Origin of the sequence: Actinomadura sp. NPDC000929 (assembly GCF_040492065.1) — a bacterium.
Taxonomy (GTDB): domain Bacteria; phylum Actinomycetota; class Actinomycetes; order Streptosporangiales; family Streptosporangiaceae; genus Spirillospora; species Spirillospora verrucosospora.
This window is the reverse complement of record NZ_JBEUPA010000001.1, coordinates 35,314-53,262: the sequence shown is the minus strand read 5'-3', so window position 1 is coordinate 53,262 and position 17,949 is coordinate 35,314. Positions and strand designations below refer to the sequence as shown.

Sequence of the window (17,949 nt, the reverse complement as noted above, 5' to 3'; positions counted from 1 at the left end):
ACCGGGCATGGTGCAGGCGTGGCTGACGACGAACTGATCAGACTGGCCGGGCTGCACGGCGTCGCGACGCGCTACGAGGACTGGCGGGGACGGGAGACGGAGGTCTCGCGCGACACGCTCGCCGCCGTCCTCGCGGCCCTCGGGGTGGACGCCTCCACCCCTTCCGCCGTCCGGGCGGAGCTCGACAGCCACCGGGAGCGGGCACGGGAGCTCCCGCCAGCCGTCGTCGTCCGCCGGGCCGGCGCCGGCACCGCCGGGCGGATCCGCGCCGCGCTCGGCGGCCACCTGGACGGCGCCGCCGAGGTGGAGATCGAGACCGGCACGGACGAGGTCCTGGCACCGCAGCGCGCCCACGTGCCGCCCGCCGAGCGCTCCTTCGAGCCCCTGGACGGGCTCGCGGACGTCCCTCCCGGCTGGCGCGGCCTGCGCGTCCGGAACGGGGAGCGGACGCGGTACACGCAACTGCTGGTGGCGCCCGGCGCGCTGCGCCCGCCGCCGAGGATGTGGGGGTTCACGGCGCAGCTGTACTCGGTGCGCTCCGCCGCGTCGTGGGGGCTCGGCGACCTGCGCGACCTGGCGGACCTCGCGGACTGGAGCGGCCGGGAGCTCGGCGCGGGCTTCGTGCTGGTCAATCCGCTGCACGCGACCGAGCCCGTCCCGCCGATCGGGGCGTCCCCGTACTCGCCGATGAGCCGCCGCTTCCCCTCGCCGCTCTATCTGCGGATCGAGGACATGCCCGAGTACGCCGAGCTGCCCGCCGCGGACCGGGAGCGGTTCGAGGCCGTCGCCGCCAAGCTGCGCGCCCAGGAGGGCCTGCTGGACCGGGACGCCGTGTGGGCCGCGAAGCTGGAGGCCCTGGAGGCGATGCACCGCCGCCGCCGGGACCGCGACCCGGATTTCGAGGAGTTCCGGCGGAGGGAGGGCGCCGCCCTCGCGAGCTTCTCGACGTGGTGCGCCATCAGCGAGGAGCAGGGGTCCACGGACTGGCGGCGCTGGCCGTCCGGGCTGCGGAGCGCCCACGACCACGGAGTGGTGGACGCCCCCCGGTACCACGCCCGCGCCGGCTTCCACGAGTGGCTCCAGTGGAGGCTGGACGGGCAGCTCGCGGAGGCGCAGCGCACGGCCCGGGACGCCGGGATGCCCCTCGGGATCGTCCACGACCTGGCGGTCGGGGTGCCGCACGGCAGCGCCGACGCCTGGATGTACCGCGACTCCTGCGCGGCCGGGATGAGCGTCGGCGCGCCTCCCGACGAGTTCAACCAGCGCGGGCAGGACTGGGGGCAGCAGCCGTGGCGGCCGGGCGCGCTCGCCCTCGACGCCTACCGGCCCTTCCGCGAGATGGCCGCCGCCGCGCTGCGGCACGCCGGCGGGATCCGCCTGGACCACGCGATGCAGGTGTCGCGCCTGTGGTGGGTGCCCGAGGGGGCGTCCCCCGCCGACGGCACCTACGTCCGCTACGACCGCGACGCGCTGCTCGGATCGCTGGCCTGGGAGGCCGAGCGCTTCGGCGCCGTCGTCGTCGGGGAGGACCTCGGCACCGTCGAGCCGGAGGTCCGGGAGGCGCTGGCCGACAGCGGCGTCCTCGGCACGTCCCTGCTGTGGTTCGAACGGGACGAGCGGGGCCGGCCCAAGCCGCCGGGCCGGTGGCGGGAGCTGTCCCTGGCGACCGTCGGCACCCACGACATGCCGCCGATCACCGGGTTCGTGCACGGCGACCACATCGACCTGCGCGACCGCCTCGGGCTGCTCACCCGTCCCCGCGCCGAGGAGGAGGACGACCACCGCCGCCAGCTGGCCGACTGGCTCGCCGTGCTGCACGCCGAGGGCCTGCTGGCCGCCGAGCCGACCGTGGTCGTGCGGGCGCTGGCGGACGGCTCCGGCGCCTACGACGAGGAGATCGTCACCGGGCTGCAGGAGTTCCTCACCCGGACGCCCGCCCGTCTCATCGGCGTCTCCCTGGCCGACGCCGTGGGCGAGCGCCGCACCCAGAACCAGCCGGGCACCGTCGACGAGTACCCGAACTGGCGGGTCCCGCTGGGGGACGTGGAGGGCCGCCCCGTCCTCCTGGACGACCTCAGGAACCGCGGGACGCTCAGGCTCTTCAGGCGAGCGTCGACGTGATGCGCTCGGTGACGTCGCGCAGGAGCGTGTCGGGGCGCAGGTCGGCGGCGGCGATCGCCGAGAAGACGGCCGGCAGGCCCGGCAGGGGGTAGGAGTCGTCGTCCGCCAATGCGGACTTGCCCAGCGGATGCCGGGCCAGGGACCTGCGGGCGCGGGTCCAGGCGGCCTGGACCTCCTCGGGCGAGGGGACGCCGAACCCGTGGCCGACCGGCGCGGCGTGCCGCAGCTTCACCAGGGCGCCGTCGGCGAAGTCGGCGGCGAGCCGGCAGCGGTCGCTGAGGTCGGCGCGGACGAGGCCGTCCAGGCGGGTCATGACCGTGCAGGGGGTGCGGCAGCGGGCGGCGCAGTCGCCGAGCGCGGCCGAGACCTGGCTGTGCTGGCGGTCGAGGTAGGCGCGCCAGCCGGACGGCGGCTCCTTGGCGACCCGCAGGGTGCGCTCGCAGGCGGAGCGCTCCGGCCGGGTGTGGTCGCACATGCGGACCGCCCCCGGCTCGACGGGGACGCCGAACCGGCTGCCCTCGCCGCGCACGGCGGAACCGATCAGCGCCGGGTCGCCCGCGTGGCCGAGGACGGGCTCCCAGGCCAGCATCGGCAGGTACTCGCCGGCGATGTGGACGGCGGCGACGAGCGCGGCCATGTCGCGGCGGTGCCAGCGGATCGCGATGACCTCCAGCAGCAGCGAGTACGCGGGCCGGAGGCTGGCGAGCGCCCCGCGGGGGTGCTCCCGCGGGGCCTGCGGCATGCGGCTGGCGCGGGCCCGGTCGAGGAGGTCCCGCGGGACCTCGCCGGCCTCCTCGGGCATGCCGAAGTCCTCGGCGTCCAGGTCCAGGACGCGCTGCCCGAACGCGCACAGCGCCGCGACCGGCGCGGAGCGGCCGTCCGCGGCCAGGGTGCCCTGGCTCAGCAGCGCCTCCAGATCGCCGAAGGCGTAGCGCCGCGCCAGCGCCGTCAGAACGTCGCGAGCCGTCTCCACTTCGTCCCCTCCCCGTGACCATGCAACGATCGCATGGTCACGGGGCCTTTGGGCCGGTTCGCTGGGACAGGCGCGGCCGGGTCAGGCCGAGGCGGCGTCCTTCGCGCGGGCGCGCAGGGCGCGCGCGACGCCGTCGCGCCCCTCCGACAGCAGCCGCCGCAGCGCCGCCGGCGGGTCGTTCTCCGCGATGTAGGCGTCGGTGCGGTCGACCGTGGACTGCTCGATCACCAGGAACGGGTAGGCGACCTCGGCGAACGTCTGGGACATGTCGCTGGTCCACTCCTTCCACACGCGCCCGACCTCGGCGAAGTACCGGTCGACATAGGGGACGAGCAGCGCGGCCTGGTCAGGCTCGACGAAGCCGCCGAGCGTCGCCCGGAAGACGGCGTTCGGCAGGTCGCCCGCGATGATCCGCTCCCAGGCGGCCGCCTTGGCCTCGGGGGTGGGGATCGCGGCCTTGCAGGCGGCGGCGTGCCGCTCCCCGGCGGCGGTGCGGTCCCGCTCGTGCTCGGCGTCGATCTCGGCCTCGCCCGCCTTGCCGGTGGTGACGAGGCGGCGCAGCAGCGCCCAGCGCAGGTCGGTGTCGACGGTGAGGCCGTCGAGGACCTGCGAGCCGTCCAGCAGGCCCTGGACGAACGCCAGGTGCTCGCCGGTGACCGCCGACCCGGTGAACGCCAGGGTGTAGGCCAGCTGGAGGTCCGAGCCGGGCTCGGCCTCGCGCGCCAGGTCCGCCAGGGTGTCGGCCATCAGGGCGAGGCCCTCCTCGCGCCACCCCGGGTCGGCGTACTGCTGGACGGCGGTGCGCGCCTGCCGCAGCAGCGTCTGGGTGACCGAGATGTCGGTGACGCCGCGGATCCCCTTGACGACGAGCCGGACGTAGTCGCGCGTCGCCATCTCGGCGTCGCGGGTCATGTCCCACGCCGCCGACCAGCACAGGGCGCGCGGCAGGCTGTCCCTGACCTCGCCGATGTCCTCGATCAGCGTCTTCAGGGAGTGCTCGTCCAGGCGGACCTTGGCGTAGGTGAGGTCGTCGTCGTTGACCAGGACCAGGTCGGGCTGCTTCTTGCCGACGAGCTGCGGGACCTCGGTACGGGCCCCGACCACGTCCAGTTCGACCCGGTCGCGCCGCACGAGTCCGTCGGCGGTCTTGTCGTACAGGCCGATGGCCAGGCGGTGCGCGCGCAGCGTCGGGTAGTCGGCCTTGGCCTCCTGGAGGACGGTGAACGAGGAGAAGTTCCCCACGCCGTCGACCTCGTACTCGGGCCGCATGGTGTTGACCCCGGCGGTCTCCAGCCACTCCTTCGACCAGGACGCCAGGTCGCGGCCGGACGTCTCCTCCAGCGCCCCCAGCAGGTCGGTGAGGACGGTGTTGCCCCACGCGTGCCGGTCGAAGTAGCGCCGCACGCCCTCCAGGAAGTTGTCGAGGCCGACATAGGCCACGAGCTGCTTCAGGACGGACGCGCCCTTGGCGTAGGTGATCCCGTCGAAGTTCACCTCGACCGCGCGGATGTCGGGGATGTCGGCGGAGATCGGGTGGGTGGACGGCAGCTGGTCCTGCCGGTAGGCCCACGCCTTCTCCAGGTTCGCGAACGTCGTCCACGAGCCCTTCCACTTGGTGGCCTCCGCCTGGCACAGGACGCTCATGTACGTGGCGAACGACTCGTTCAGCCAGAGGTCGTCCCACCAGCGCATGGTGACGAGGTCGCCGAACCACATGTGCGCCATCTCGTGCAGGATCGTCTCGGCGCGCCGCTCGTAGGCCGCGTCGGTCACCCGGGACCGGAAGACGTAGTCCTCCAGGAACGTCACGCAGCCCGCGTTCTCCATGGCGCCCGCGTTGAACTCGGGCACGAAGAGCTGGTCGTACTTCGAGAACGGGTACGGGCGGCCGAACACCTTCTCGAAGTAGCCGAAGCCCTGGCGGGTCACGTCGACGATCGCGTCGGCGTCGAGGTGCTCCGCCAGCGAGGCGCGGCAGTACACGCCGAGGGGGACGACGGTGCCGTCCTCACGGCGGTACTCGTCGCGGACGACGTGGTACGGCCCGGCCACGAGCGCGGTGATGTAGGTGGAGATCTGCGGCGTGGGCAGGAAGTGCCACGTCCCGCCTCCGGCCGTCTCGGCGGCCTCGTTGGTGACGACCTCCCAGTTCTCCGGCGCCTTCACGGTCAGCTCGAAGGTGGCCTTGAGGTCGGGCTGGTCGAAGCAGGTGAACATGCGGTGCGCGTCGGCCGTCTCGAACTGCGAGTACAGGTAGACGCTGTCGTCGACCGGGTCGACGAACCGGTGCAGGCCCTCACCCGACCGGGAGTACGCGCAGTCGGCCACGACCCGCAGCTCGTTGTCGGCCGCCAGGCCCGGCAGCGGGATCCGGCCCTTCTCGGCGTCGTAGGACGCGGGGTCCAGGGACTCGCCGTTCAGGGTCACCTCCCGCACGACGGCGCCGTGCAGGTCGATGAAGGTCGACGCGCCGGTCTCGGCGCTCCCGAACCTGACCACGGTGGTGGAGCCGAACCGCTCCTCGCCCGTCGTGAGGTCCAGGTCGACCGCGTACGACGCGACGCTGAGCAGCCTGGCCCGTTCCCGCGCCTCGTCGCGCGTGAGGTTGCCTGCCACATGAACTCCTTGGTCGGCTTAAAGGCTTGGTGTCCCCATGTCTACCAACCGGACGACCCTACGGCCCGTCCGCCACGGACTTCGGCGACCTCTCGCCGACGGGAATCGGGACGAGCGCCCCCGGGTTGTCGCTTGAGGACATGCACACTCTCTAGGAGGCCACGTTGCCCGAGGACGCTCCCACACCCGTTGACTTCTGGTTCGACCCCCTCTGCCCCTGGGCGTGGATCACCTCCCGATGGATCCTGGAAGTGCAGGAGCAGCGGCCGATCGACGTGCGCTGGCATGTGATGAGCCTGGCCGTCCTCAACGAGGACAAGGACATCCCCGAGAACTACCGGCGGATGCTCGCCGACGCCTGGGGCCCCGTCCGCGTGTGCGTCGCCGCCGAGCAGAAGTACGGCCCCGAGGTGCTCGGGCGGCTCTACACCGAGCTGGGCACCCGCAGGCACCACGAGCGGCAGAAGTTCGACCGCGCGTTCTTCGAGGCGTCGCTGACCGCGGCGGGCCTCGACCCGGCCCTCGCGGACGCCGCCGAGTCCACCGACTACGACGACGCCGTGCGCGCCTCCCACAAGGACGGGATCGACCGCGTCGGCCAGGAGGTCGGCACCCCGGTGATCGAGGTCGAGGGCCACGCCTTCTTCGGCCCCGTCGTCACCCCGATCCCGCGCGGCGAGGCCGCCGTCAAGCTCTTCGACGGCGTCCTGGCGGTCGCGAGCACGCCCGGTTTCTTCGAGCTGAAGCGCACGAGGACGGAAGACCCGAGCTTCGACTGAGCCCCGCCCGGGGACGTCCCCGGGCGGTCTCGCCGGCGGGCCACACATCGGTTGCTATTGCGAGAATGTTGCAACTACGAGGTCTATGCCGACAAACTGGTCCTGCTGGCTGCAAAGAGGTAGGGGTGGTTGAGTCGTGCATGTACCGGACGGATTCATCGACGCGCCGGTCTCGCTCGCGGCGGGCGCCGTCGCGGTGGCCGGGGTCGGGGTCGCGCTGCGCGGCGCCCGGCGGGAACTGGACGACCGCACCGCGCCGCTCGCCGGGCTGACGGCCGCGTTCGTGTTCGCCGCGCAGATGCTCAACTTCCCGGTCGCGTCCGGGACGAGCGGGCATCTGCTCGGCGGCACGCTCGCCGCGATCCTCGTCGGGCCCTATACCGGCGTCCTGTGCGTGTCGGTGGTCCTGCTCATGCAGGCGCTGCTGTTCGCGGACGGGGGCCTGACCGCGCTGGGCGTCAACGTCACCACGATGGCGCTGGTCACGGTGGCCGTCGGCTACGGCCTGTTCCGGCTGCTGCTGCGGGTGCTGCCCAAGACGCGCGCGTCGGTGTCCGGGGCGTCGTTCGCCGCGGCCGTCGTCTCGGTGCCCGCCGCGGCCGTCGCCTTCACGCTGATCTACGCGGCCGGGGGGACGGCCGACGTCTCGATCGGGAAGGTCGCCGCCGCGATGATCGGCGTGCACGTGCTGATCGGCATCGGCGAGGCGCTGATCACCGCGGTGACCGTGTCGAGCGTGCTCGCCGTCCGGCCCGACCTGGTGCACGGGGCGCGCGGGCTGATGAAGCCGCTGGAGCTGCGCACGGGCGGGCGGAACGCCGCCGAACCGAAGCCGTCCCGGGCCTGAGGAGGACCACGATGACCACCAAGCGCTTCTTCGCCGGGTTCCTGCTCGTCTCCCTCGTCCTGGCCGGGATCGTCAGCTACTACGCCAGCGCGAACCCCGACGGCCTGGAGAAGGTCGCCGAGGACAAGGGCATCAGCGCCAAGGAGAAGGACCACTCGCTCAAGGACTCGCCGCTCGGCGACTACGGCGTCAAGGGCGTCGACGACGCGCGGCTGTCCGGCGGGCTGTCCGGCGTGATCGGCGTGGGCCTGGTCCTCCTCGTGGGCGGCGGGCTGTTCTGGACGGTCCGGGGGCGCGGCACGGCCGCCGAGCGGACGGCTCCGGAGCGGGAGACCGAGGCGCCGTCCGAGCCGTCCCGGAAGGGCTGATGGGCGCGGGCCACGCGCACCGGCTCTACGTGCCGGGCGCCTCGCCGGTGCACCGGCTGCCGCCGCAGTGCAAGCTCGTCGCCGTGCTGGCGTTCGTGCTGCTGGTCGTCGCCACGCCGCGCGAGCGGATCTGGGCCTTCGGCGTGTACGCGCTGCTGCTCGCGGCGGTCACCGCGGCGGCCCGGATCCCGTTCGGGACGGTCGCGCGGCGGATCGTCATCGAGGTGCCGTTCGTCGCGTTCGCCTTCCTCATGCCGTTCGTCGCGAACGGCGAGAAGGTCACCGTCCTGGGGCTGCGGCTCAGCGAGAGCGGGCTGTGGGGCGCCTGGAACATCCTCGCCAAGGGCACCCTCGGTGTCGTCGCGTCGATCCTGCTGGCCGCGACGACCGAGCCGCGGCTGCTGCTGCTCGGCATCGAGCGGCTGCGGATGCCGCAGCTCATCACGCAGATCGCCGGGTTCATGCTGCGCTACGGCGACGTCGTCGCCGCGGAGCTCGGCCGGATGAGGGTCGCGCGGGCGGCCCGCGGCTTCGAGGCCCGCGACATCCGCGCGACGGGGGTGCTCGCCCGATCCGTGGGCGCCCTGTTCCTGCGCTCCTACGAGCGCGGCGAGCGCGTCCACCTGGCCATGATCAGCCGCGGGTACGACGGCCGGATGCCCGCCGTCGACGGCGCGGGCGCGACCGCCGCGCAGTGGACGGCCGCCGCCGCGCTGCCCTCGGCCGCCGCGCTCGTCGCGCTGGCTGCTTGGATGGCCCCATGACCCTGTCGCTCGAGGTGAAGGGCCTCGCCTACGCGTATCCCGACGGAACGCAGGCGCTGTTCGGCGTCGACCTGGCGGTCGGGCGCGGGGAGCGCGTCGCGCTGCTCGGGCCGAACGGCGCCGGGAAGACCACGCTCGTCCTGCACCTGAACGGCATCCTGCACGGCGGCCTGGGCGAGGTCCGGGTGGGCGGCCTCGCCGTCGACCCGAAGGACAGGAAGGCGCTGCGGGAGATCCGCCGCCGCGTCGGGATCGTCTTCCAGGATCCCGACGACCAGCTGTTCATGCCGACCGTCCGGGAGGACGTCGCGTTCGGCCCCGCCAACCTCGGCCTGCGCGGCGAGGACCTGGACCGCCGGGTGCGGGACGCGCTCGCCCGCGTCGGCATGCTGGACGCCGCCGACCGCCCGCCGCAGCACCTCAGCTTCGGCCAGCGCCGCCGCGTCGCCGTCGCCACCGTCCTGGCGATGGAGCCGGAGATCCTCGTGCTGGACGAGCCGTCGTCCAACCTGGACCCGGCCAGCCGCCGCGAGCTCGCCGAGATCCTGCTGAGCCTGGACGTGACGGTCCTGATGGTCACGCACGACCTGCCGTACGCGGCCGAACTGTGCCCGCGGTCGGTGATCCTCTCCGGCGGGGTCATCGCGGCCGACCGGCCCACCCGCGAACTGCTCGGCGACGCCGGGCTGCTGGCGGCGCACCGCCTGGAGCTGCCCTTCGGGTTCGACCCGGCCGCGGCGCCGCGCTGACCGCCGCGCCCCCCGCAGCACCCCCCGCAGCATCCCCGCAGCGCCCCCTTGCCTTGCCTTGCCCTGCCCCCGCGCCGATCGCCGGCACTTCGGCCGTTCCGCTTGCCTGCCCGGCCCCGCTCCGGGAGACTCGTGTCCTGACAGTGGTAACGGTTTTCATATCCAGAATGGGGGCATTCGTGAAGGTTGCGTTCGTCGGCAAGGGCGGCAGCGGCAAGACCACCCTGTCGGCGCTGTTCGTCCGCCATCTGGCCGGACGGGGGCTGCCCGTGGTCGCCATCGACGCCGACATCAACCAGCACCTCGGCGTGGCGCTCGGGCTCGACGAGGGTCGCGCCGCCAAGATCCCCGCGCTGGGCGACCGGCTCCCCGAGCTCAAGGAGCACCTGCGCGGCGCCAACCCGCGCATCTCCTCCGCGGAAGCGATGGTCAAGACCACCCCGCCCGGCTCCGGGTCGCGGCTGCTGCGGTTCCGCGGCGACGACCCCTTCCACGAGGCGGGCCAGGAGGTCGACGGCGTCACGCTGCTCGCCACCGGCCCGTTCAACGACGACGACCTCGGCGTGGCGTGCTATCACTCCAAGACCGGCGCGGTGGAGCTCTACCTCAACCACCTGGTGGACGGGGCGGGCGAGTACGTCGTCGTCGACATGACCGCCGGCGCCGACACGTTCGCCTCCGGGCTGTTCACGCGGTTCGACCTGATGTTCCTGGTCGCCGAGCCCACCCGCAAGGGCGTCGGCGTCTACCGGCAGTACACCGAGTACGCCCGCGACTACGACGTCGCCATCCGCGTCGTCGGCAACAAGGTGCAGTCGGAGGAGGACGTCGCCTACCTGCGCGAGCACGTCGGCGACGACCTGCTCACCTGGGTCGGCCAGTCCGCCGCCGTCCGGGCGCTGGAGCAGGGCCGTGAGGGCGTCGCGCTGGAGGACGGCAACACCGCCGCCCTCGACCGCATGCGCGCCGAGGTGGACGGCCGCGTCAAGGACTGGGACGAGTTCCAGCGGCAGGCCGTGGAGTTCCACGTCAAGAACGCGCGGAGCTGGGCCAGCCGGGCCGTCGGAGAGGACCTGGAGGCGCAGGTCGACCCCGGGTTCCGCTTCCCCGTCCCCGCCTCCTGAGCGCCTACAGCGGGTAGCGCGGGCCCTACCGGCGGAGACCGAACCGCACTACTCTGCCCGCCATGACGATGCGGCGGATGCTCGCGATGACGGGCGGCGCGGTGGTTCCCATGGCCCTCCTCGCCCTCCTCTTCGGAAACCAGTGGGTCGTCGAGCAGATCAACAGGAGCGACCTCAGGTACGACGAGGGCATCGGACCGGTCGTGTCGTGGCTGCTCACGCTCGCCTGGCGGCTCACGCCGATGGAAGGGCCCGGAGTGAAGGGGGCGTTCGCGGAGGACTTCAGCCTGCTCGTCTTCTTCGCCGTGCTGGTCGGGCTGGTCCTGGCGGGCGCCCGGCTGGCCGATCCGGAGCGCGGCCCGTTCGGCGCCCTGATCATCGGCTGGTGGGCGGCGGTCGTCGCGGGCGGCGTCTCCGGAATCGTGGCCGCCCCGCTGACCCGCTGGGCGTTCGAGTTCCACGACGGGTCGTTCGGCCGGACCTTCAGCTCCACGGTCGGCCAGGGCGCCTCCTTCGGCTTCGCCTTCGGCTGGCTGGCCGGGCTCGGCGCGCTGGCCGGGTTCTTCCTCGCCCGCACCCGCGAGGCCGGGCCCCTGCCCCGGCAGCCCTACGCCCCGGCGCAGCCCTCCCTGGCCCAGCCGGGCGTGCCGATGCAGCAGACGCCCTATCCGCAGCAGATGCCGCCGCACCCCTCGGCCGTCCCCTGCGTCCCGCCGCAGGGGCAGCCACAGCAGCCGGCCTGGGGCGCCCCGCCCGTCCCGCCGCAGCCGCCGCAGCCCGGGCAGGCCCCGCAGCCGGGGCAGTTCGGCGTGCCGCCCGTCCCGCCGCAGCCGTCCGCACCGCCGCAGGAACGGACGCCTCCCGAGACGCCCGAGGAGCCGGACGCGGCGCCTGGGGAGAGTTCGGAGGGGGCGCCGGAGGAGCCGAAGGAGAGCCCTGGGGAGGGCCCGCAGGAAGGCCGCGAGGACGAACCGAAGGACGGTCCGAAGGACGCGCCGGAGGACGCCCCCGAGGACGACGATCCCGATCCCGCCGACCGGACCATGATCGACCGCAGGCGGGACGACGACGCCTGACCCGCGCGCGCGGGCCCGGCGGGGGCCTGCGACAATCGGGCGCATGCGCGTGTTTCTTGGATCCGACCATGCCGGCTTCGAACTGAAGGAGCACCTGGTCTCCTGGCTGAAGGCGAACGGGCATGAGGCCGTCGACTGCGGCGCGTTCGTGTACGACGCCGTGGACGACTACCCGCCGTTCGTCCTGCGGGCGGCCGAGCGGACGGTGGCGGAGCCGGGAGCGCTCGGCATCGTGATCGGCGGCTCCGGCAACGGCGAGGCGATCGCGGCGAACAAGGTCAAGGGCGCGCGTGCGGCCCTGGTCTGGAACGAGGACACCGCAACGCTCGCCCGCGAGCACAACGACGCGAACATCATCGCGCTCGGGGCGCGGCAGCACGACCTCGACACCGCGACCCGCTTCGTGGAGCTGTTCCTCGCGACGTCCTACTCCAAGGAGCCGCGCCACACCCGGCGGATCAGGATGCTCAGCGCCTACGAGCACTCCGGCGAGCTGCCCCCGCTGCCGCGCGAGGGCTGATCGGCCGCCCCGGCTAGGAGCCGTTCTCGGAGGGCCTGCGGGCGCCGCGCTTGTCGAGGCGGCGCCGCTCGTTCTTCTCGGCCTTGGTCCGCCTGCCGGTGTCGCCGGGCTTGCTCGGGTTCGATCCGGAGGCGGCGCCGGGTCCGGGGCCCGCCGCGGGCGGGCTCCCGCTCCCGGCGCGCGGGCGCGAGACGTCGCGGGCCCGCATCGCCGCGTCCACCGTGATCCGCATGCCCGGCTGGACCATGGGCCGCTCCCTCCGAGATAGTCGCAAAGCGACATCTACCCCGATTTCGCGTAGCACGATCGTGACAGTGCGTCACCGGTGCCCTCGGATACTGACCGACCGGGCGCATTGCTCGATACAGTGCCGGAGTCATGCTTCAACGTCTGGTGCAGCTGCTCCCGCCGCGTGTGCGTGCCGTGCTGCGCAGAGTTCCGTTCCTGGTCGTGCTCTACCGCTGGCTCAGGCGGGGCACCCTCACCCGGGACCGGTACGTCTTCGTGCCGCTGGCGCTCCTCGCGCTCGCGATCGGCATCGCCACGTCCGGCGACTCGCGCGGGCTGGCGCCGTCCGGCGCGCTGGTGCTGATCGTGGTGGTCGGCGGGCTGCTGCTGAAGGTGCGGAGCCTGGCCGCCCTGCTGGCCGTGGTGGCGGCGATGGCCGCCTACAACGTCTGGAAGGACGTCGCCGCCTTCGGGCTCGGCATGATCGCCACGCTGAGCATCACCGCGGTGCTCGCCGTCACCCTCGCCCGGACCCGCCAGCAGCTCGGCGTGCAGGGCCTGCGCGGCGACTCGATGCTGCTGGAGCTGCGCGACCGGCTCCGGCGGCACGGCGAGATGCCGCGGCTGCCCGACGGCTGGAACTCGCAGGTCGTGATGCTCCAGGCGGGAGGCTCCTCGTTCGGCGGCGACTTCGTGGTGTCGGCCTCCGACGGTGACACGCTGGAGGTCGCGCTGGTCGACGTGTCGGGCAAGGGCACCGACGCCGGAACCAGGGCGCTGATGCTCTCGGGGGCCTTCGGTGGCCTGCTTGGATCGGTCCAGCCCGAGAACTTCCTCCCCGCGTGCAACGTGTACCTGCACCGCCAGCAGTGGGACGAGGGCTTCGTGACGGCCGTCCACGTCGTGGTCGACCTGCGCACGGGGGAGTACACGGTCGAGTCGGCGGGGCACCCGCCCGCCGTCCAGTTCGACGCGGGCAGCGGCGCCTGGCGGGTCAGCTCGGCCAAGGGCGTGGTGCTGGGCGTGGTGCCCGACCTGAACTGCGTGCCCGAGCGGGGGCAGCTGCGTCCGGGCGACGCGCTGCTCCTGTACACCGACGGCCTGGTGGAGTCGCCCGGCAGCGACCTCGACGCCGGGATCGACCGGCTGCTCGGCGAGGCGGAGCGGCTCGTCCCGCAGGGGTTCGGCCGCGGCGCGCGGGAGCTGGTGGAGACCATGGCCGCGGCGCGCGACGACGACTGCGCCCTCGTCCTGATCTGGCGCACCTGACGAGCGCGGCCCTGAGGGCCGGGCTCAGCGCTTGTACTTTCCCTTGGCCTTGCCGTGCTTCGCCGCGTGCTTCGGCTTCGTCTTCGGCTTCTTCTCCTGCGCCTTCTGCTTCTGCTTCGGCTTCTGGACCGGCTTCTGCTTGGCGGTCTTCGCCAGGGGCCGCTTGGACGTGCCGGCCCTGACGGCGCTCGCCTTCTTCGACGGCGCGGCGGAGACCGCCGGCGCGGACGGGGCCGGCGTCCCCGGCGAGGACGGCGGAGGGGCCTTGGCGCCGGTGATCCCGAGGACGACCGCTCCGAGCAGGAGGGTGCCCGCCGCGGCCCCGGCGCCCGCCAGCAGACGCGCGCGGGTGGACGTCGTGGCGTCCGCCACGCCGAGCGGCGTGAACGCCCTGGTGTCGGTGTCCTCGGCGCCGGACCTCCGCGACGGCGTCGCGGGCACGGGCGTGGGGCGCCGCCGCCGTGAGTGCGGGGCGAGGGAGCGCCGGGGAGCGGTGCGCGGCGGGCCGGCCGGAGGCGCGGGGCGCGCCGCGGGACGGGCCGCGGCGTGCGGCTGCGGCTGCTCGACGAGGGCGAGGAGCAGGTCGGTCGCGGTGGGGCGGTCCGCCGGGTCCTCCGCCAGCGCCCACCGGACGAGCGGGACCAGCGCGTCCGGGAGACCGGACAGGTCGGCGTCCCCGGCGGCGGTGCGCAGCGTCGCGGGGTCGCCGCCGATCGGCATCTGCCCCGTCCCGGCGTGGGCGATGAGGCAGCCCCAGGCGAAGATGTCGGCCGCCTGGGACGAGGCGCCCCCGACGAGCACCTCCGGGGCGATCCACCCGGGGGTGCCGAACACCTGGCCGGTCGTGGCGGCATCGTCCGGCGCGTCCTGGCTGCCCGCGATGCCGAAGTCGATGACGCGGCAGCCGGACAGGGTGAGCATCACGTTGGCGGGCTTGATGTCGCGGTGCACGAGCCCCGCCGCGTGGATCGCGGCGAGCGCCGAGGCGACGCCCACGGCGACGCCGTGCAGGTCGGCGGGCGGCAGCGGGCCGCCGGAGGTGAGCCTGTCGTGCAGGGACACGCCTCCGACGTAGTCGGTGACGAGGTAGGGCAGACCGTCCTGCTCGCCCTGCGCGAGGACGCGCGCGGTGCAGAACGAGGCGACCCGGCTCGCGAGGTGCGCCTCGTCGCGGAAGCGCCGCCGGTAGGACGGGTCCTCGGCGAGGTGCGGATGGATCGTCTTGACCGCGACGCGCCCGCCCGACACCGGGTCGGCTCCGAGGAAGACCGTCCCCATGCCGCCGGATCCGAGCCTGCCCAGCAGTCGGTGGCCGCCGACCTCTCGGGGGTCGGCGGGTTCGAGTGGCCTGAAGTCAGTGTCCATGCGGTGCTCCAGCACCCCCCTTCCGTCTCTCCCGCCCACCCATCCCCTATCGGCGGCGAATTATGGCGGGTTTTTCCGAAGAAGGGCGGAAACGTGATCGTCACGTCGATGTAGCACCCCGTGCATCGGAGGCGTGCACAGTGAGGGAAGCGGTGCCCGTGTGGGCGGCTCCCCAGGGGTGGGAGGCGCCGCCCGCACGGGCGCCGGTCCGATATGTGGCGATGTTTTGCAGGGCAACGGCCCGGTAAGAACCGTCCTGCGCCCTCCCCCCGGCGCGTCGACGCGGCGCGGCACCGGCCGCCGCTCGCGAGCCGGAGGGGGAGGGGCGCCGGGTGCGGATACTCGGGGACCGGCTGTCGCCGGTGTCCTGGTCGGTGCGGACCCGCGTGACCGCGGCCGCCACCCTCATCGTCGCGCTGCTGCTCGTCGGCGGCGTCACGCTCTTCTACCAGGTCCTCCGCGGCACCGTCTACCGCGGGCTGCACGACCGCGGCACCCTGGTCGTGACCGACCTCTCCACGCTCGTGCGCGAGACCGACCTGCGGGGGACGATCCGCGTCGAGGACCCCGGTTTCCCGCTGCTCCAGGTCCAGGACGGCGAGGGCGGCGTGCTCGCGGCCAGCGACACGCTGCGCGGCCACGGCCCCGTGAAGGTCCCGGTCTCACCGGTGGCGGGCCGCCCCGAGTACCACACCGTGCGGTCCCAGGGGCTCGCGGACTTCTACTTCGTCACCGAGCGGGTCGACACCCGCTTCGGCACCCGCACGGTCTACGTCGGCGCCCCCATCACGACGGTCACCCGCTCCAGGTCGGTCTTCCTCGCCCTGCTCGTCGTGACGGTGCTGGTCGCGACGACCGTGGTGGGCTGGATCGTGTCGCTGTCGGTGCGGCGGGCGCTGCGGCCGGTCCGGGTGATGAGCGCCGAGATGACGGAGATCACCGGCGGCGCCGACCGCCGGGTGACCGTTCCGGCGCCCAACGACGAGGTGTCCGAGCTGGCCGAGTCGGTGAACGTGATGCTGGACCGGCTGGAGGACGTCCTCACGCGGCAGCGCGCGTTCGTCGCGGACGTCTCGCACGAGCTGCGCAGCCCGCTGACGGGCCTGCGCACCCAGCTGGAGGCGGCGCTGGAGCAGCCGGAGGACGAGGACTGGCCGGCGGTCGCCCGGGCGGCCCTCGCCGACGCCGACCGGCTGCAGGGCATCGTCGGCGACCTGCTCATCCTGGCGAGGCTGGGCGCGGGCGTGCACGTCCCGCGGGAGCGGGTCGACCTCGGCGAGCTGGTCCGGGCGGAGGTGAGCCGGCGGCCCCGGCGGATCCCGGTCGAGGTCGCGGCGGACGAGGGCGTCGTGGCCCGGGTCACCGAGGCCCAGCTCGTCCGCCTGCTGACGAACCTGCTGGACAACGCGGAGCGGCACGCGGAGTCGCGGATCTGGGTGCGGGTGACCGCGGACGGACCGGAGGCGGTGCTGGAGGTCCGCGACGATGGCTCAGGGGTCGCGCCGGAGGACCGCGAGCGCATCTTCTGGCGGTTCCACCGGCTCTCCGAGGGCCGCGAGCTGGACCGCGGCGGCACCGGCCTCGGGCTGACGATCTCCCGCGACATCGCCCGCGCGCACGGCGGCACGCTCGTGGCCGCCGACAGCGACCAGGGCGCCCGGTTCGTCCTGCGCATCCCCCGCGAGGAGGGCTAGGGCTGGGCGAGGGGCGGTCGCCGGTCGCCGTGCCGGGTCGCCCGCTCGAACGCGTGGCCGATCCGCAGGACGGCCAGGTCCGCGTGGTGGGGGCCGACGATCTGCAGGCCCACCGGCAGCCCGTCGGAGGTGAACCCGGCGGGCACCGACAGGGCGGGGCACCCGGTCGCCGAGATGAGGAAGCACGACCGCATCCACTCCAGGTAGTCGCGCATCGGCCGCCCGGCGACCTCGCCCGGGTACTCGGCGCCGGCGTCGAAGGGCGGGACCTGGCTGACCGGCAGCAGCAGCGCGTCGTAGCGCTCGAAGAACTCCCGGACGCGGTGGAACAGCGCCGTGTGGAGCGTCTCGGCGCGGCCGAGGTCGGCGCCGGTGAGGGAGCGCCCGGCGTCGATGTTCTCGGCCAGGGAGGGCTTGAAGTCGGCGCGGCGCTCGTCCAGCAGGGGGCGCAGGGTGATGTCCCAGTGCCAGGCGCGCAGGGTGCGGAAGACCTCGTCGGCGCCGGTCAGGTCGGGGGAGGCCTCCTCGACGGCGCAGCCGAGCTCCTCGAACACCTTGGCGGCGGGCGCGAGGACGCCGGTGACGGCCGGGTCGACGGGGATCGTCCCGCCGAGGTCGGGGGACCAGGCGAGGCGCAGCCCGGCGATGTCGCGGTCCAGCGGCGCGGCGAACGCCGCCCCGGGCGTCTCCAGCGCGATCGGGCTGCGCGGGTCGGGGCCGGCGAGCACCGACAGCAGCAGCGCGGCGTCCGCGACGTTCCGGGCCATCGGCCCCTGCACGCCCAGCGTCGACCAGCCCGCGAGGACCGGCCAGGACGGCACCCGGCCCGGCGACGGGCGCAGCCCGACGACGTTGCAGAACGAGGCGGGGTTGCGCAGCGAGCCGCCCATGTCGCCGCCGTCGGCGAGCGGCTGCATGCCGCACGCCAGTGCGGCGGCGGCGCCGCCGCTGCTGCCGCCCGCCGACCGGGACGGGTCGTAGGGGTTGCGGGTCAGGCCGAACACCGGGTTGAAGGTGTGGGACCCGGCGGCGAACTCCGGCGTGTTCGTCTTGCCGAGCGTGACGGCGCCCGCGGCGCGGATCCGCTCGACGACGAGTTCGTCGCGGTCCGGGACGTGGTCGGCGAAGATCGGCGAACCGGAGGTGGTGCGGATTCCGGCGGTGGCGTGGGTGTCCTTGTGCGCCACGGGCAGGCCGTGCAGCGGGCCCGGCCGCTCTCCGGCCGCCAGCCGCTCGTCGGCCTCGCGCGCCTGCCGTTCCGCCCGTTCGGCGACCAGCGTGACGATGGCGTTGACCTGCGGGTTCGTCCGTTCGATCTGGTCGAGATGCGCCTGCAGGACCTCGCGCGCCGACAGTTCGCGGGCGCGGATCCGGCGCGCCAGTTCGCGGGCGGACGCGAAGCAGATCTCCTCGGACACATGCCCTCCTCGTGCGCGGGGTCCCCACCAGTGTCCAC

Annotated in this window: 16 protein-coding genes; 11 read left to right on the top strand and 5 right to left on the bottom strand. The window is 73.9% G+C overall.

Annotation, left to right across the window (positions count from 1 at the left end; translation table 11 throughout):
* Window positions 1-18: 18 nt before the first annotated feature.
* Entirely contained in the window at window positions 19-2,121 is a 2,103-nt protein-coding gene (gene malQ / locus ABWI04_RS00225) for a 4-alpha-glucanotransferase (RefSeq protein WP_353830950.1), read from the top strand.
* Here the strand turns inward: malQ and ABWI04_RS00220 are convergent.
* Window positions 2,102-3,094: a hypothetical protein gene (locus tag ABWI04_RS00220; RefSeq protein WP_353830949.1), complete on the bottom strand. Its 993-nt coding sequence runs from the start codon at window positions 3,092-3,094 to the stop codon at window positions 2,102-2,104. The genes malQ and ABWI04_RS00220 overlap by 20 nt on opposite strands.
* Before the next feature lie 81 nt (window positions 3,095-3,175).
* A complete protein-coding gene (pepN, locus tag ABWI04_RS00215) occupies window positions 3,176-5,710 on the bottom strand; it encodes an aminopeptidase N (RefSeq protein WP_353830948.1) in 2,535 nt (844 codons plus the stop codon).
* A gap of 164 nt (window positions 5,711-5,874) precedes the next feature.
* Between pepN and ABWI04_RS00210 the strand changes: the two genes are divergently transcribed.
* From ABWI04_RS00210 to ABWI04_RS00175, 8 genes are all read left to right on the top strand, one after another.
* Entirely contained in the window at window positions 5,875-6,489 is a 615-nt protein-coding gene (locus ABWI04_RS00210; protein ID WP_345175740.1) for a mycothiol-dependent nitroreductase Rv2466c family protein, read from the top strand.
* 136 nt (window positions 6,490-6,625) lie between these two features.
* Window positions 6,626-7,336, top strand: a complete 711-nt coding sequence (locus ABWI04_RS00205; protein WP_353830947.1) for an energy-coupling factor ABC transporter permease — start codon at window positions 6,626-6,628, stop codon at window positions 7,334-7,336.
* Between the two features lie 11 nt (window positions 7,337-7,347).
* A complete protein-coding gene (locus ABWI04_RS00200; RefSeq protein WP_345175738.1) occupies window positions 7,348-7,704 on the top strand; it encodes a PDGLE domain-containing protein in 357 nt (118 codons plus the stop codon).
* On the top strand, window positions 7,704-8,468 hold the full coding sequence (gene cbiQ / locus ABWI04_RS00195) for a cobalt ECF transporter T component CbiQ (protein WP_353830945.1): 765 nt from the start codon (window positions 7,704-7,706) through the stop codon (window positions 8,466-8,468). The genes ABWI04_RS00200 and cbiQ overlap by 1 nt, the downstream gene beginning before the upstream one ends.
* Complete coding sequence (locus ABWI04_RS00190) at window positions 8,465-9,217, top strand: energy-coupling factor ABC transporter ATP-binding protein (protein WP_345175735.1); 753 nt, start codon at window positions 8,465-8,467, stop codon at window positions 9,215-9,217. Before cbiQ ends, ABWI04_RS00190 begins: the two co-directional genes overlap by 4 nt.
* A 179-nt stretch (window positions 9,218-9,396) precedes the next feature.
* On the top strand, window positions 9,397-10,341 hold the full coding sequence (locus ABWI04_RS00185) for an ATP-binding protein (RefSeq protein WP_353830944.1): 945 nt from the start codon (window positions 9,397-9,399) through the stop codon (window positions 10,339-10,341).
* A gap of 62 nt (window positions 10,342-10,403) precedes the next feature.
* Complete coding sequence (locus ABWI04_RS00180) at window positions 10,404-11,417, top strand: hypothetical protein (protein ID WP_353830943.1); 1,014 nt, start codon at window positions 10,404-10,406, stop codon at window positions 11,415-11,417.
* A gap of 43 nt (window positions 11,418-11,460) precedes the next feature.
* Window positions 11,461-11,937, top strand: a complete 477-nt coding sequence (locus ABWI04_RS00175) for a ribose-5-phosphate isomerase (protein WP_345175732.1) — start codon at window positions 11,461-11,463, stop codon at window positions 11,935-11,937.
* Window positions 11,938-11,950: 13 nt separating this feature from the next.
* On the opposite strand, the gene ABWI04_RS00170 is transcribed toward ABWI04_RS00175, so the two are convergent.
* Window positions 11,951-12,184: a hypothetical protein gene (locus tag ABWI04_RS00170; protein ID WP_345175731.1), complete on the bottom strand. Its 234-nt coding sequence runs from the start codon at window positions 12,182-12,184 to the stop codon at window positions 11,951-11,953.
* 131 nt (window positions 12,185-12,315) lie between these two features.
* On the opposite strand from ABWI04_RS00170, the gene ABWI04_RS00165 reads away from it, so the two are divergent.
* Entirely contained in the window at window positions 12,316-13,434 is a 1,119-nt protein-coding gene (locus ABWI04_RS00165) for a SpoIIE family protein phosphatase (RefSeq protein ID WP_345175729.1), read from the top strand.
* Between the two features lie 24 nt (window positions 13,435-13,458).
* On the opposite strand, the gene ABWI04_RS00160 is transcribed toward ABWI04_RS00165, so the two are convergent.
* Window positions 13,459-14,799, bottom strand: coding sequence for a serine/threonine-protein kinase (locus ABWI04_RS00160; protein WP_345175728.1), 1,341 nt, complete (start codon window positions 14,797-14,799; stop codon window positions 13,459-13,461).
* Between the two features lie 332 nt (window positions 14,800-15,131).
* Between ABWI04_RS00160 and ABWI04_RS00155 the strand changes: the two genes are divergently transcribed.
* On the top strand, window positions 15,132-16,493 hold the full coding sequence (locus tag ABWI04_RS00155) for a sensor histidine kinase (RefSeq protein WP_345175726.1): 1,362 nt from the start codon (window positions 15,132-15,134) through the stop codon (window positions 16,491-16,493).
* On the opposite strand, the gene ABWI04_RS00150 is transcribed toward ABWI04_RS00155, so the two are convergent.
* Complete coding sequence (locus ABWI04_RS00150; protein WP_353830942.1) at window positions 16,490-17,911, bottom strand: amidase; 1,422 nt, start codon at window positions 17,909-17,911, stop codon at window positions 16,490-16,492. The two genes, ABWI04_RS00155 and ABWI04_RS00150, sit on opposite strands and share 4 nt — an antisense overlap.
* Window positions 17,912-17,949 lie beyond the last annotated feature (38 nt).